Raw genomic sequence first — 14233 nt, forward strand, 5'->3', positions numbered from 1 at the left:
TAGGGATGACCTGGCTGGCATCGGTATAAAAAACGATGCAAACCGTCGGTAATCGGTCTGACCACACAAGCATAGCCGCTAATAGCGTAAAGACAGTATCGCGATAAAAATCAAGGCAATAGCTCTACATCGGCTATTTCAGGCCAAACATGAGTATTTTTTGCAGGTTTGTCGAATCTGCGACAGTTGCCGACGGACCATCACCAGCAAGAAAAACCTGGCACCCCGAGCGGCCCGCGAAAGGTTTAGTGATAAGCTCGCGCACCATGAATATCTATAGCTCCCGCCCCGTTGTCCTTTGCCTCTCCGGCCACGACCCTAGTGGCGGTGCCGGTATGCAGGCCGATATAGAAGCCCTGCTCGCCCAAGGCTGTCACGCCGCTCCGGCGATTACTGCGCTCACCGTGCAAGACACTGTAAATGTCAGTGATTTTCGCGTGCTCGATCGCGAATGGGTCATGGCACAGGCCAATGCCGTCCTCAACGATTCGAACGTAGCCGCCGTCAAGCTGGGCATGCTCGGTTCGCTGGAGATGGTCGACACAGTCGTCGACCTGCTTCTTGCTCACCCGCATTTGCCAATGGTCTGCGACCCGGTGCTGCGTGCTGGCGGCGGCGGACGGCTGGGCAAGGATGAAGTCGGCTACGCCATGCGCGAACGGCTGCTGCCTTTGTCGACCATCGCGACCCCAAATCTTCCGGAAGCACGCATTCTTGCCGAGCTGCCTGAGGGTACTGCGGACGAGTGCGCCGACAAGCTACTGCTGTTTTGTGAATACCTGTTAATCACTGGCGGCCATGGTGACGAACAGCAAATCCATAATCGTCTTTATGTGCGTGGCGCTCAGACCCACACTTTCATTTGCGAACGCCTGCCCGGCAGCTACCACGGTTCAGGCTGCACACTGGCCAGCGCACTGGCCGGGCGTATTGCCCAGGGAGAAGAACTGGTCAGCGCGGTAAGATCGGCGTTGGACTACACCTGGCGAACGCTCAGGGACGCCGAACAGCTGGGCCGCGGGCAATTTGTACCTCGTCGGTTGCCGCTGGATTTTTGCTCGTAACACATCGCCATGAGGCTCGATTCATGAAACTACGTGGCCTGTATGCCATTACCGACAGTCAGTTGCTGTCCGGCAAATTTCTCTCGTACGTCGAAGCTGCGCTGGATGGCGGCGTGACGCTGCTGCAATACCGCGACAAGACCAGTGACGAGTCCCGCCGTCTGCGCGAAGCGACCGAGCTGCTCAAACTCTGCGAACGCTACAAGACGCGGCTGATCATCAACGACGACGCCGAACTGGCGGCGCGTCTGGGCGTCGGTGTGCATTTGGGCCAGACCGACGGCTCGTTGCCGGATGCGCGTGCCCTGCTGGGGCACAAGGCGATTGTCGGTGCCACCTGTCACGGCAGTCTGGAACTGGCCGAGCAGGCAAAGGCTGATGGCGCGACGTACGTAGCATTTGGCAGGTTCTTCAACTCCCTGACCAAGCCCGGCGCCCCCGCAGTACCGCTGGACCTGATTGCTCAGGTGCGTGCAAGGGTTCACTTGCCGATTGCCGTGATCGGCGGCATTACCCTGGAAAACGCCCCGCAACTGGTCGAACATGGAGCAGATTTGCTCGCCGTGGTACACGGCCTGTTCGGCGCTGAAAACGCCCAGGAAGTCACTCGCCGGGCAAAAGCCTTCATGGCGTTGTTGTAGAGCAGAATTGCTGTGGGAGTGACCGGGGAGGCGATCCACATTGCTCGCGAAGGCGATGGTTCAAAATGCTCTGTTTTCGGGTCCTGCACCGCCCCCTTCGCGAGCAAGCTCGCTCCCACGAGTACGTGGATCCTCCTTCATTTGATATAGTGCGCGTTCCTGCGCCTTCTCTGGCTCATGCCACCCAATAAAGCAGCCCACCCTGAAGCTGCCCGCCTCGGCTGACCCCAGCGTAGACACGAATTCCCCGTTTCAAAGCAGAGACCCAATCATGTCCCGTTCCGAAACACTGTTCGCCAACGCCCAAAAACACATCCCCGGTGGCGTCAATTCGCCGGTTCGTGCTTTCAAAAGCGTGGGTGGCACGCCGCTGTTCTTCAAACATGCTGCGGGCGCTTACGTGACTGACGAAGACGACAAACGCTATGTTGATTACGTGGGCTCCTGGGGGCCGATGATTCTTGGCCATAGCCACCCGGAAGTGCTCGATGCCGTGCGCAGCCAGCTGGAACACGGCCTGTCTTACGGCGCACCGACGGCCATGGAAACCGAAATGGCCGATCTGGTCTGCGCACTGGTGCCGTCCATGGAAATGGTCCGCATGGTGAGCTCCGGCACCGAAGCGACCATGAGCGCGATCCGTCTGGCCCGAGGCTTTACCGGCCGCGACAGCATCATCAAGTTCGAGGGCTGCTACCACGGTCACTCCGACAGCCTGCTGGTCAAGGCCGGCTCCGGTGCCCTTACCCTGGGCGTACCCAGTTCGCCTGGCGTACCGGCAGCGTTTGCGAAACACACTCTGACCGTGCCCTTCAACAACCTCGACGCCGTGCGTGACCTGTTGGCTGAAGTGGGTCAGGAAGTGGCGTGCATCATCGTCGAGCCCGTTGCTGGCAACATGAACTGCGTGCCGCCTGCGCCTGGCTACCTGCAAGGTCTGCGCGACCTGTGCGACGAGCACGGCGTGGTGCTGATTTTCGATGAAGTGATGACCGGTTTCCGCGTAGCCCTCGGTGGCGCACAGGCTTACTACGGCGTGACGCCCGACCTGAGCACCTTCGGCAAGATCATCGGTGGCGGTATGCCGGTCGGCTGCTTTGGCGGCAAACGCGAAATCATGTCGCACATCGCACCGCTTGGTCCGGTCTATCAGGCGGGCACCCTGTCGGGTAACCCGTTGGCGATGGCCGCTGGCCTGACTACCCTGCGCCTGATCAGCCGCCCGGGCTTTCACGATGAATTGAGCGACTACACCCGTCGCCTGCTTGAAGGCCTGCAACAGCGCGCCGATGCAGCAGGTATTGCGTTCGTGACAACCCAGGCGGGTGGCATGTTCGGCCTGTACTTCAGTGAAGCGCGTGAAATCGTAACGTTTGAAGACGTGATGACCAGCGATGCCGAGCGTTTCAAACGTTTCTTCCACTTGATGCTGGAGGGCGGCGTGTACCTCGCGCCGAGCGCATTCGAAGCCGGCTTCACCTCCATCGCACACGGCGATGCCGAGTTGAAACTGACACTCGATGCCGCGGAAAAAGCGTTTGCTGCGCTGAAATAAGCTCGTCAGACTCACCCGCGCCGGGTGTCATTGAACCGGCGCGAGTGATGCCTGTGAATGAAACGGAACGCTAAGTACGTATTTTGCTTCTACAATGCAGTGCGGATGCTGCAAACACAGGTCACTGGAAGTGTTGTTTCAGGTAATGCCCCCCCTAAAGAAGGGCGTTTTCAACGCCGTGCAGCAGAAAATCCGTAAAGACTTTGTAAGGTTGGCTCTGCTTATTTCATAATGCGCAGCCAGCACGTTTAGCTGGTCGGGCATGCCCGCACCTTTTTCAGAGGTAAGTCGACTCCCATGAACCGCACCGGCCGCACCCTTGTATTGGGCTGCCTGTTGCTTGTCTATCCCCTGCTGGCGACTGCTGGCGGCAACTCGTTGTTAATCCCGGCGATGGGTCGTTGCACCCTCAATACCCAGCCAGAGAACCTGCCCGCTGCGCTTGAAGCGTGCCAGCAGGCCGCCAAGGGTGGGGATGCGCAGGCGCAGTACGAGTTGGGTGAGTTCTATTACGAGGGCAGAAATGCACCTCGCGATTTGCCGCAGGCGCTGAATTACTTCGAGCAGGCCTCATTGCAGGGCCATGCCCAGGCGCAGTATCAACTGGGCTTGATGTTCAGCCGTGGTGAAGGGGTGCAGGCCAATAACATTCAGGCGTATATCGTGCTGAAGATGGCCGCAGTCAATGGCTCGGAAGAAGCGCTGGATGCCGCCGACGAGGTATCGGCAAAGATGCAGCGCGACGAACTGGAAGTTGCCACCCAGGTACTGGGGCAGATCTTCCGCAAATACCTGCTTGAACTGCAGACCGCCGAAGGGCGCAGCCCCTTCTCTCCGCTGCCCTGACCAGCAATAGCTCAGGGCACTTGCGATTCAGACTTACTTTTCCGGCATCGGCATGGGAAACGGCATTACGTTGCTGCTGCCGCGCGCTTCGCTGATCTTCGGCACGCCCATGCGCTCGACTTCGTCGATGCGCACAATCGAATGCATTGGTACGAAACTGCGCACCACGCCTTCGAACTGAGCCTTGAGCTTCTCTTCGCTCGGGTCCACCACAACCGTCGTGCGTTCGCCGAAAACGAATTCTTCAACTTCCAGAAAGCCCCACAGATCACTTTGATAGATCTGCTTGGCGTACATCTCGAACACCTGTCCCTGGTTGAGGAAAATCACCTTGTAGATTGGAGCTTCGCGTTTGGTCATAACGGGCGGGTAACGATCGGAGATGAAAAAGGGGCACGGACTATAGCATGTCCATCGGACAGCCAACGCTAGGAACCCGAGCCCTTCATCCTTATAATGCTCGGTTCACTGATACGGTTGATGATCACGCATGGCCAAGAAGCTTTATATCGAAACCCACGGTTGCCAGATGAACGAGTACGACAGCTCGCGCATGGTCGATCTGCTGGGCGAACATCAGGCCCTGGAAGTCACCGCTCGCGCGGAAGACGCCGACGTGATCCTGCTCAATACCTGCTCGATTCGCGAGCGCGCTCAGGACCGGGTGTACTCCCAGCTTGGCCGCTGGCGTGAATTGAAGCTGGCCAATCCCGAGATGGTGATCGCTGTCGGTGGCTGCGTAGCCAGTCAGGAAGGCGCAGCCATTCGTGACCGCGCGCCCTATGTGGACGTGGTGTTCGGCCCCCAGACCCTGCACCGCCTGCCGGAAATGATCGACGCAGCGCGTATCACCCGCTTGCCGCAGGTCGACGTCTCGTTCCCGGAAATCGAAAAATTCGACCACTTGCCCGAGCCTCGCGTCGATGGCCCGAGCGCTTATGTATCGGTGATGGAAGGCTGCAGCAAATACTGCACGTTCTGCGTGGTGCCCTATACCCGTGGCGAGGAAGTCAGCCGGCCGTTTGACGATGTGCTGAGCGAAGTCATCCACCTCGCCGAAAACGGCGTGCGTGAAGTCACCCTGCTGGGGCAGAACGTCAACGGCTATCGCGGAACCACCCACGACGGGCGGGTTGCAGATCTGGCGGACCTGATCAGGGTGGTTGCCGCGGTCGATGGCATCGACCGCATTCGCTACACCACCTCGCACCCGCTGGAGTTTTCCGACAGCCTGATTCAGGCCCATGCGGAGGTGCCGGAGCTGGTCAAACACCTGCACTTGCCGGTGCAGTCGGGTTCCGACCGCATTCTGGCGGCCATGAAGCGCAACCACACCACGCTGGAATACAAGTCCCGCTTGCGCAAGCTCAGGGCGGCCGTGCCGGGCATCAGTATCAGTTCCGACTTCATCGTTGGCTTCCCCGGCGAGACCGAAAAAGATTTCGACAACACCATGAAGCTGATTGAAGACGTGGGTTTCGACTTCTCGTTCTCGTTCGTCTACAGCCCGCGCCCGGGTACGCCTGCCGCAGATCTGAAAGACGACACGCCAGAAGCACTCAAGAAAGAGCGCCTGGCCGCGCTGCAACACCGCCTGAACCAGCAGGGTTTCGAGATCAGCCGGCAGATGGTGGGCAGCATCCAGCGCATTCTGGTAACCGACTATTCGAAGAAAGACCCTGGCGAACTGCAGGGCCGCACCGAGAACAACCGGATTGTGAATTTTCGCTGCAACAATCCGAAACTGATCGGGCAGTTTGCCGACGTACACATTGATGATGCGCAGCCTCACTCTCTGCGTGGCTCGCTGCTACAGTAAAACTTGAATGTCGCCGCAGAAACGAATCGCCGAATGAATTCGGTTCTGCGCGGTCCCTACCATTGAGCACGGTGAATCCCTGGCGCGGCCTTTAACAAGGCAAAGCTTTCACACAACCAGCGCCAGGGGTATTCTTCAATACATCTCAATTGCCGCCGGACGGCCATTAAACGACCTTGAACGCACCCATAGAACCTCATCGCTTCACCCTCGAGCCTTTCGAGGCCCATCGTTTCGCCAACCTGTGCGGGCAACTCGACGAGCACTTGCGCCTGATCGAGCAACGCCTGGACATCGAGATCCGCAATCGCGGCAATCAATTCGAGCTCATTGGCGACTCAAAACAAAATCACTCCGCCGAGAATCTTCTGCGCCGCCTGTACCGGGAAACCAAGGGTACCGAGCTGACGCCGGACATGGTCCACCTGTTCCTTCAGGAATCAGGCGTGGACGGCCTCGACAACCACCCTGCCGCCGAAGTCGGCGTCTCGCTGCGCACCAAAAAGGGCATGATTCGCCCGCGCGGCCTGAATCAGCAGCGTTACGTCAAGGAAGTCCTCAGCAACGACATCAACTTCGGCATCGGTCCTGCGGGTACTGGCAAGACGTACCTGGCGGTTGCCTGCGCAGTCGATGCGCTGGAACGCGAGCAGATTCGTCGCATCCTGCTGGTGCGTCCGGCGGTCGAAGCGGGCGAGAAACTGGGCTTTTTGCCCGGCGATCTGGCCCAGAAGATCGACCCGTACCTGCGCCCGCTGTATGACGCGCTGTACGAGATGCTCGGTTTCGAATACGTCGCCAAGCTGATCGAGAAGCAGGTCATTGAAGTGGCACCGCTGGCTTACATGCGCGGACGCACCCTTAATAACAGCTTCATCATTCTCGACGAGAGTCAGAACACCACTGTCGAGCAGATGAAGATGTTCCTGACCCGTATCGGCTTCGGCTCTACCGCCGTGATCACCGGCGACATCACCCAGGTCGACCTGCCCAAGGGCACCCGGTCGGGGCTGACGCATGTCATTGATGTGCTCAAGGACGTGCCGGGCATCAGCTTCACGCATTTCAAACCCAAGGATGTGGTTCGCCACCCGCTGGTGCAGCGCATTGTCGAGGCCTATGAGCGTTTCGATGATCAGCTCAGCGATGGTTCGTCGGGCAACAACAGTTACCCACGGGACAAGAACCGCGATGCTTGAGCTGGACCTGCAGATTGCCAGCGAAACAAGCGCCCCCGACGAAGCCCGATTCCGCCTCTGGTGTGAAATGGGCTTGCGTCAGCGCAGTGCCGATTCCGAGCTGACCATCCGCCTCGTCGACGAAAACGAAGGGCGCGAGCTCAATCACACCTGGCGACATAAAAATTACGCTACAAATGTGCTTTCATTCCCGGCGGATGCTCCAGACGACATGCTGGACATCCCGTTGCTGGGCGACCTGGTCATCTGCGTCCCGGTGGTCAACCGCGAAGCTGCTGAACAAGGCAAGTCCGTCGACGCGCACTGGGCACATATGGTCATTCATGGCTGCCTTCATCTGCTGGGTTACGACCACATCGATGATGAAGAAGCCGAAGAAATGGAAGCACTGGAACGAACGTTGCTTGAGGAGCTGGGCTACCCCGACCCTTACGCAGAAGATGAAAGTGCCGACCACCCCCATTCAGACACACCAAGCAAGGACCACGAGTAAGGGCTATGAGCGAAGACCGATCGAGCAACGGGCAAAAGTCATGGTTGGGTAAACTGACCCAGGCCTTTGTCCATGAGCCGAAAAACCGCCAGGAGCTGCTTGAGCTGCTGCGCGAAGCCCACCAGAACAAACTGCTGGACAGCGAAGCGCTGGCCATCGTCGAGGGCGCCATTCAAGTGGCTGACCTGCAAGTGCGCGACATCATGGTGCCGCGCTCGCAGATGATCAGCATCAAGGCGACCCAGACACCCCGTGAGTTCCTGCCTGCGGTCATCGATGCTGCGCACTCGCGCTACCCGGTGATCGGCGAGAGCCACGATGACGTACTCGGCGTGCTGCTGGCCAAGGATCTGCTGCCTCTGATCCTTAAAGCCGACGGCGACAGCGACGACGTCAAGAAGCTGCTGCGTCCCGCTACGTTCGTGCCCGAATCCAAGCGCCTCAACGTGCTGTTGCGCGAGTTTCGCGCCAACCACAATCACATGGCCATCGTCATTGACGAATACGGTGGTGTGGCAGGTTTGGTGACTATCGAAGACGTGCTGGAACAGATCGTCGGCGATATCGAAGATGAGCATGACGTCGAGGAAGACAGCTATATCAAACCACTGCCCAGCGGTGACTTCCTGGTCAAGGCCCTCACGCCGGTCGAGAATTTCAACGAATTCTTCGACAGTGCGTTCTCCGATGACGAGTTCGACACCGTGGGCGGTCTGGTGATGAATGCCTTCGGCCATCTGCCCAAGCGCAACGAAATCACTGAAATCGGTGCGTATCGTTTCCGCATCCTGAGCGCTGACAGCCGTCGCATTCATTTGCTGCGCGTGACTCCCATTTCACGTCCGTAACCACTTGATGCTGTTTTAAGGAATCTACATGCGCTGGATAACCCGCCCCGGCTGGCCCGGTAACCTGCTGGCCCTGGCGGCTGGCGGGCTCACGACCCTGGCCCTGGCGCCCTTCGACTTCTGGCCGCTGGTGCTGGTGTCGGTGGCCCTCTTCTATCTGGGGCTGCGCGAGCTGAATCCGCGCCAGGCGCTGGCTCGCGGCTGGTGTTACGGCTTTGGCCTGTACGGCGCGGGCACCAGCTGGATCTACGTCAGCATCCATACCTACGGTGGCGCTTCGGTACTGCTGGCCGGGCTGTTGATGCTGCTGTTCATCGCTGCCATTGCCCTGTTTTTCGCCCTGCCCGCCTGGGTCTGGGCGCGCTGGCTACGTCGCAACGAAGCGCCGCTGGCCGATGCACTTGCGTTTGCAGCACTATGGCTGTGGCAGGAGGCATTTCGCGGCTGGTTCCTTACCGGCTTCCCGTGGCTTTATTCCGGTTACAGCCAGCTTGACGGACCACTTGCCGGGCTCGCCACGGTCGGTGGTGTATGGCTAATCTCGTTCTCGCTGGGCCTGACTGCCGCACTGTTGTGCAACCTGCACCGCTTGCGGGCACGCAAATCGTTCCTGGCGACGGGTGTGGTGCTGTTGCTGGCACCCTGGATCGCAGGCCTGGCACTCAAGGACCATGCCTGGACATCACCGTCCGGCCCGCCGCTGAAAGTCGCGGCGATGCAGGGCAACATTGAACAAAGCATGAAGTGGGACCCGCAAAAGCTCAATGATCAGCTCGCGCTGTACCGGGACATGACCTTCCGTTCACAGCAGGCTGACCTGATCGTCTGGCCGGAAACCGCCGTGCCGGTGCTCAAGGAAAGCGCAGAAGGCTATCTGGCGATGGTGGGCAAGTTCGCTTCGGACCGCGGCGCAGCGCTGATCACCGGCGTGCCAGTGCGTGAGCCGACCGGGCGCGGCGAGTATCGCTATTACAACGGCATCACGGTTACCGGCCAAGGCGATGGCACCTACTACAAGCAAAAGCTCGTGCCGTTCGGTGAATACGTGCCGCTGCAAGACCTGTTGCGCGGGTTGATTTCCTTCTTCGACCTGCCGATGTCGGACTTCGCCCGCGGCCCGAACGACCAGGCGCTGTTGCAGGCCAAGGGTTATCACATCGCGCCGTTCATCTGCTACGAAGTGGTTTATCCAGAGTTCGCCGCAGGCCTGTCGGCGCAAAGCGACCTGTTGCTGACGGTCAGCAATGACACTTGGTTCGGTACCTCGATCGGTCCGCTGCAACACTTGCAGATGGCCCAGATGCGCGCCCTTGAAGCGGGCCGCTGGATGATCCGCGCCACCAACAACGGCGTGACCGCGCTGATCGACCCGTTTGGCAGGATTACGGTACAGATTCCGCAGTTCGAACGCGGCGTGTTGTACGGCGAAGTGGTACCGATGCACGAACTCACGCCCTACCTGCGCTGGCGCTCATGGCCACTGGCAATTGTCTGCCTGCTGCTGTTCGGCTGGGCATTGATGGCAGCACGGATTGCCAAAACCGTCTGAGTGCACGAAGCCGGTATCGCCTGCTTTCAGGCGATACCGGCTAAAGAGTCAGTGGCTGGGCGGATAAATCCACGGATAAACCAGCAAGCCTGCCGCTTCATTAAGCAACACGCCGCTTTGCGTGAACACACGACTTTCAGGCAGCCAGCCTCCAAAGGGGCGAGCGTTGTCGACACCAAGAAAGCCGACCGGCGCACTCACCACGGTAAAACCAGCCTTCTCGAAACTCCAGCGCGCTCGTTGCATATGCCAGGCTTGCGTGACCAGCACCACGCGCTTGATGCCTAGCGGTTGAAGAACCGCAGCGGTCATTGTCGCGTTTTCCCATGTTGTTCGGCTCAGCCCTTCCTGCCAGCGTGCCGTCACACCAAAATCATCGTGCAGCGACTGCGCCATGATCGACGCCTCGCTGGGCGGCTGATCAAAGTGCAGGCCGCCGGTGGTCAGTATTGGCAGCCCGGACGTTTTCGACAACCGCGCCGCCAGACGCAGTCGCTCCAGCCCCAGCCCGGTCGGTGTATCTGTGCCCCACGTCGGAGAATTGCGCTCACGGCCATTGCCCAGCACCACAATGGCGTCCGCCTGCTGCGCCAGTGTTGCCCATTGCTGCTGCGGCAAGGGCGGGACCTGCTCAATTTTTCGGGCAGCGAATTCCACCGCCACCGGCAGGCTCATCAGCCATAACCCGCCGAGACCGAAGGCAAAAAATGCCGTTGCCAGGCGCGGACGGGAACGACGCAACCACCAGCCAAGAATGAGCAGAACAAACAGGACACCGGGCGGCAAAAGGAGGGTTTTGAGCAGGTAGCGCAAAGGCATCGGGACATCTCCAAGGATGTCCGCAGCCTAGAATGTTTGAAGCCAGGCGACAACGCCTGAAGTAGGCAGGTCCTAACCTGCGCATAGAGAAGATAATTCAAATGCCTAACTATGACGGCCCAACCGCGCCGAAGATTTGCCTCGTCGCCTGTCTTTCAGCCAAATGATAGTGGCTGATGCTCTGGACGGCCTGCCGAGCTCTGGCTGGAAGATCAGGCGATCCCTGACAGAGACGTCTGCGGCCCCCAAACCTTTTCCCAGATAGGCTTCGATCAGCTGGAATTCGGCACTGCTCAAGCCCTTGAGTTCAAGCTCGGCTGGCGACTCGTTTCGGAGCCGGACCGAGGTACTCGCCGTCTCGAGCGCAAGCCCGAGGCGGTCGATCAGACGCTCATACAGTTCGGACAGGCTTACTACATGCTGCAACTCGGTCATCCGCTCACCTCATCGAAGATAATCATCACCCTCGAAATTGAGCTTAGCGCTGCTGTGCAAACCGGCATGGAACTGCGACCAACGGGCAGATGGGGCTGTCAGCCGGGCTTTGAGCCCTGCGAGGCGCAATCAGGGTTTCCCTCGATAGACAGCCCTCATGTATGCTACTGCGCTTCCTGTAATTCCACTTCCGTGCTCTTGAGCCCGAACGCACCGCACAGACAGTTGCAATTGTCCGCCACGCGGTGCCGACCTGACTCGGCGAAGCAATGAAGAGGTCAAGGGTCACTAATCTTTAGTAAAAAGTAGCCATGCACGAACTCTATCAGCCCCGCGAAATCGAAGCCGCTGCCCAGACATTCTGGGATGAGCAAAAGTCTTTTGAAGTCAGTGAACAGCCAGGCAAGGACACTTTCTATTGCCTGTCGATGTTTCCTTACCCGAGCGGCAAGCTGCACATGGGTCATGTGCGCAACTACACCATTGGTGACGTGATCTCCCGTTACCAGCGCATGCTGGGCAAGAACGTCCTGCAGCCGCTAGGCTGGGACGCGTTCGGCATGCCGGCCGAAAACGCCGCCATCGACAACAACGTTGCGCCGGCCAAGTGGACCTACGAAAACATCGCCTACATGAAGAACCAGCTCAAGAGCCTGGGTCTGGCGGTCGACTGGTCGCGCGAAGTCACCACCTGCAAGCCTGATTACTACCGCTGGGAACAATGGCTGTTCACTCGCCTGTTCGAAAAAGGCGTGATCTACCGCAAGAACGGCACCGTCAACTGGGACCCTGTCGACCAGACCGTACTGGCCAACGAGCAGGTCATCGATGGCCGCGGCTGGCGTTCCGGCGCGCTGATTGAAAAGCGCGAAATCCCGATGTACTACTTCAAGATCACCGCCTACGCCGACGAGCTGCTGGAAAGCCTCGACGAGCTGCCGGGCTGGCCTGAACAGGTCAAGACCATGCAGCGCAACTGGATCGGCAGGTCGCGCGGCATGGAAGTGCAATTTCCGTACGATCAGGCCTCGATCGGCGAAGCCGGTGCACTGAAAGTCTTCACCACTCGCCCTGACACCCTGATGGGCGCGACCTACGTCGCCGTCGCCGCCGAACACCCGCTGGCGACCCTGGCCGCGCAAGGCAACCCTGGGCTGCAAGCGTTCATCGATGAGTGCAAAGGCGGCAGTGTTGCCGAAGCTGACGTTGCCACTCAGGAAAAGAAAGGCCAGCCGACTTCGCTGTTCGTCGAGCACCCGCTGACCGGCGAAAAACTGCCGGTTTGGGTCGCCAATTACGTGTTGATGCATTATGGCGATGGCGCAGTCATGGCCGTGCCGGCACACGATGAGCGTGATTTCGAGTTTGCCACCCATTACGGTCTGCCGATCAAGCCCGTAGTACGCACCAGCGCCGGCGACCAGACGCCTGCCCCATGGCAGCCGGCCTACGGCGAGCATGGCGAGCTGATCAATTCCGGCGAGTTCACCGGCCTGAATTTCCAGGCCGCATTCGATGCCATCGAAGCGGCACTGGTGAAAAAATCCCTCGGTCAGTCGCGCACCCAGTTCCGCCTGCGTGACTGGGGTATCAGCCGCCAGCGTTATTGGGGCTGCCCGATCCCTATCGTGCATTGCGATACCTGTGGCGACGTGCCGGTTCCTGAAGACCAGTTGCCGGTTGTCCTGCCCGAAGACGTAGTGCCCGACGGTGCTGGCTCGCCACTGGCGCGCATGCCCGAGTTCTACGAATGCAGCTGCCCGAAATGCGGCGCACCGGCCAAGCGTGAAACCGACACCATGGACACCTTCGTCGAGTCCTCGTGGTACTACGCTCGCTATGCGTCACCGCATTACGAGGGTGGTCTGGTCGAGCCGAACGCTGCCAACCACTGGTTGCCGGTGGACCAGTACATCGGCGGCATCGAACACGCCATTTTGCACCTGCTTTACGCGCGCTTCTTCCACAAGCTGATGCGTGACGAAGGCCTGGTGACCTCGAACGAACCGTTCAAGAACCTGCTGACCCAGGGCATGGTCAACGCCGAAACCTACTTCCGCATGGAAACCAGCGGCAAGAAGACCTGGATCAACCCGGCCGACGTGACTCTCGAAAGAGACGCCAAGGCCAAGGTTATCAGCGCGAAGCTGACCAGCGATGGCCTGCCGGTGGAAATCGGCGGCACTGAAAAGATGTCGAAGTCGAAGAAAAACGGTATCGACCCGCAAACCATGATCGATCAGTACGGTGCCGATACCTGCCGTCTGTTCATGATGTTCGCCTCCCCGCCCGACATGAGCCTGGAGTGGTCCGACTCGGGCGTCGAAGGCTCGCATCGCTTCCTGCGCCGCGTGTGGCGTCTGGCTCAAGCGCATGTCGCTCAGGGCGCATCGACCGGTCTGGACATTGCGGCACTGACGGATGACCAGAAAACCATCCGCCGCTCGATTCACCAGGCGATCAGGCAGGCGAGCCAGGATATTGGCCAGAACCAGAAATTCAATACCGCCGTCGCACAAGTGATGACGCTGATGAACGTCCTGGAAAAAGCCCCGCAGGTCACCCCGCAGGATCGCGCGCTGCTGCAGGAGGGTCTGGAGACGGTCACCCTGTTGCTTGCACCGATCACGCCGCACATCAGCCACGAGCTGTGGACGCAACTGGGCCACAATGAGCCGGTCATCGACGCTGGCTGGCCTGCATTCGATGCAAATGCGCTGGTTCAGGACAGCCTGCAACTGGTGATTCAGGTCAACGGCAAGCTGCGCGGCCATATCGAAATGCCCGCCAGCGCCAGCCGCGAAGAAGTCGAAGCGGCCGCACGTATCAACGAGAACGTATTGCGCTTCACTGATGGCCTGACCATTCGCAAGGTGATCGTCGTGCCTGGCAAGCTGGTCAACATCGTCGCAAGCTGATTGGATCGGGCGCCCGGCAGACGCCGGGCGCCGAACATATTTCCAGG

13 protein-coding genes are annotated in these 14233 nt (G+C 59.4%); 10 read left to right on the forward strand and 3 right to left on the reverse strand.

Going from position 1 to position 14233, the window contains the following annotated elements; translation table 11 throughout:
* The first annotated feature begins 266 nt into the window (after positions 1-266).
* The 4 genes from FFH21_RS23480 (at position 267) to FFH21_RS23500 (ending at position 4106) form a co-directional block, all read left to right on the forward strand.
* Positions 267-1064, forward strand: coding sequence for a hydroxymethylpyrimidine/phosphomethylpyrimidine kinase (locus tag FFH21_RS23480; protein WP_004666278.1), 798 nt, complete (start codon positions 267-269; stop codon positions 1062-1064).
* Positions 1065-1087: 23 nt separating this feature from the next.
* A complete protein-coding gene (gene thiE, locus FFH21_RS23485; RefSeq protein ID WP_002555311.1) occupies positions 1088-1705 on the forward strand; it encodes a thiamine phosphate synthase in 618 nt (205 codons plus the stop codon).
* A gap of 271 nt (positions 1706-1976) precedes the next feature.
* Positions 1977-3260, forward strand: coding sequence for a glutamate-1-semialdehyde 2,1-aminomutase (gene hemL / locus FFH21_RS23490; RefSeq protein ID WP_002555312.1), 1284 nt, complete (start codon positions 1977-1979; stop codon positions 3258-3260).
* Positions 3261-3557: 297 nt separating this feature from the next.
* Complete coding sequence (locus FFH21_RS23500; RefSeq protein ID WP_002555313.1) at positions 3558-4106, forward strand: tetratricopeptide repeat protein; 549 nt, start codon at positions 3558-3560, stop codon at positions 4104-4106.
* A gap of 33 nt (positions 4107-4139) precedes the next feature.
* Here FFH21_RS23500 and FFH21_RS23505 read toward each other — a convergent pair whose 3' ends face one another.
* Positions 4140-4466 carry a DUF1820 family protein gene (locus tag FFH21_RS23505; protein WP_002555314.1) on the reverse strand — a complete coding sequence of 109 codons (327 nt, stop codon included), beginning with the start codon at positions 4464-4466 and terminating at the stop codon, positions 4140-4142.
* A 130-nt stretch (positions 4467-4596) separates the two neighbouring features.
* Here FFH21_RS23505 and miaB point away from each other — a divergent pair, with 130 nt between their 5' ends.
* The 5 genes from miaB (at position 4597) to lnt (ending at position 10014) form a co-directional block, all read left to right on the forward strand.
* Complete coding sequence (gene miaB / locus FFH21_RS23510; RefSeq protein WP_005732197.1) at positions 4597-5925, forward strand: tRNA (N6-isopentenyl adenosine(37)-C2)-methylthiotransferase MiaB; 1329 nt, start codon at positions 4597-4599, stop codon at positions 5923-5925.
* A gap of 176 nt (positions 5926-6101) precedes the next feature.
* The gene (locus FFH21_RS23515) at positions 6102-7124 is read left to right on the forward strand and encodes a PhoH family protein (RefSeq protein WP_004666280.1); all 1023 of its coding nucleotides are present in this window, start codon (positions 6102-6104) and stop codon (positions 7122-7124) included.
* Entirely contained in the window at positions 7117-7617 is a 501-nt protein-coding gene (ybeY, locus tag FFH21_RS23520; RefSeq protein WP_004655632.1) for an rRNA maturation RNase YbeY, read from the forward strand. The genes FFH21_RS23515 and ybeY overlap by 8 nt, the downstream gene beginning before the upstream one ends.
* Before the next feature lie 5 nt (positions 7618-7622).
* Positions 7623-8465, forward strand: a complete 843-nt coding sequence (locus FFH21_RS23525; RefSeq protein WP_002555318.1) for an HlyC/CorC family transporter — start codon at positions 7623-7625, stop codon at positions 8463-8465.
* Between the two features lie 28 nt (positions 8466-8493).
* A complete protein-coding gene (gene lnt, locus FFH21_RS23530; RefSeq protein WP_011169540.1) occupies positions 8494-10014 on the forward strand; it encodes an apolipoprotein N-acyltransferase in 1521 nt (506 codons plus the stop codon).
* Positions 10015-10062: 48 nt separating this feature from the next.
* On the opposite strand, the gene FFH21_RS23535 is transcribed toward lnt, so the two are convergent.
* On the reverse strand, positions 10063-10833 hold the full coding sequence (locus FFH21_RS23535; RefSeq protein ID WP_004666281.1) for a YdcF family protein: 771 nt from the start codon (positions 10831-10833) through the stop codon (positions 10063-10065).
* A 105-nt stretch (positions 10834-10938) separates the two neighbouring features.
* A complete protein-coding gene (locus FFH21_RS23540; protein WP_004655638.1) occupies positions 10939-11268 on the reverse strand; it encodes a hypothetical protein in 330 nt (109 codons plus the stop codon).
* Positions 11269-11579: 311 nt separating this feature from the next.
* Here FFH21_RS23540 and leuS point away from each other — a divergent pair, with 311 nt between their 5' ends.
* On the forward strand, positions 11580-14186 hold the full coding sequence (leuS, locus tag FFH21_RS23545) for a leucine--tRNA ligase (protein ID WP_011169541.1): 2607 nt from the start codon (positions 11580-11582) through the stop codon (positions 14184-14186).
* Positions 14187-14233: the final 47 nt, after the last annotated feature.

Source organism: Pseudomonas sp. KBS0707 (assembly GCF_005937945.2).
GTDB lineage: Bacteria > Pseudomonadota > Gammaproteobacteria > Pseudomonadales > Pseudomonadaceae > Aquipseudomonas > Aquipseudomonas amygdali.

Coding starts and splice junctions, on each gene's coding strand:
- FFH21_RS23480 (WP_004666278.1), top strand. CDS start 267: ATGAATATCTATAGCTCCCGCCCCGTTGTCCTTTGCCTCTCCGGCCAC.
- thiE (WP_002555311.1), top strand. CDS start 1,088: ATGAAACTACGTGGCCTGTATGCCATTACCGACAGTCAGTTGCTGTCC.
- hemL (WP_002555312.1), top strand. CDS start 1,977: ATGTCCCGTTCCGAAACACTGTTCGCCAACGCCCAAAAACACATCCCC.
- FFH21_RS23500 (WP_002555313.1), top strand. CDS start 3,558: ATGAACCGCACCGGCCGCACCCTTGTATTGGGCTGCCTGTTGCTTGTC.
- FFH21_RS23505 (WP_002555314.1), bottom strand. CDS start 4,466: ATGACCAAACGCGAAGCTCCAATCTACAAGGTGATTTTCCTCAACCAG.
- miaB (WP_005732197.1), top strand. CDS start 4,597: ATGGCCAAGAAGCTTTATATCGAAACCCACGGTTGCCAGATGAACGAG.
- ybeY (WP_004655632.1), top strand. CDS start 7,117: ATGCTTGAGCTGGACCTGCAGATTGCCAGCGAAACAAGCGCCCCCGAC.
- FFH21_RS23525 (WP_002555318.1), top strand. CDS start 7,623: ATGAGCGAAGACCGATCGAGCAACGGGCAAAAGTCATGGTTGGGTAAA.
- lnt (WP_011169540.1), top strand. CDS start 8,494: ATGCGCTGGATAACCCGCCCCGGCTGGCCCGGTAACCTGCTGGCCCTG.
- FFH21_RS23535 (WP_004666281.1), bottom strand. CDS start 10,833: ATGCCTTTGCGCTACCTGCTCAAAACCCTCCTTTTGCCGCCCGGTGTC.
- FFH21_RS23540 (WP_004655638.1), bottom strand. CDS start 11,268: ATGACCGAGTTGCAGCATGTAGTAAGCCTGTCCGAACTGTATGAGCGT.
- leuS (WP_011169541.1), top strand. CDS start 11,580: ATGCACGAACTCTATCAGCCCCGCGAAATCGAAGCCGCTGCCCAGACA.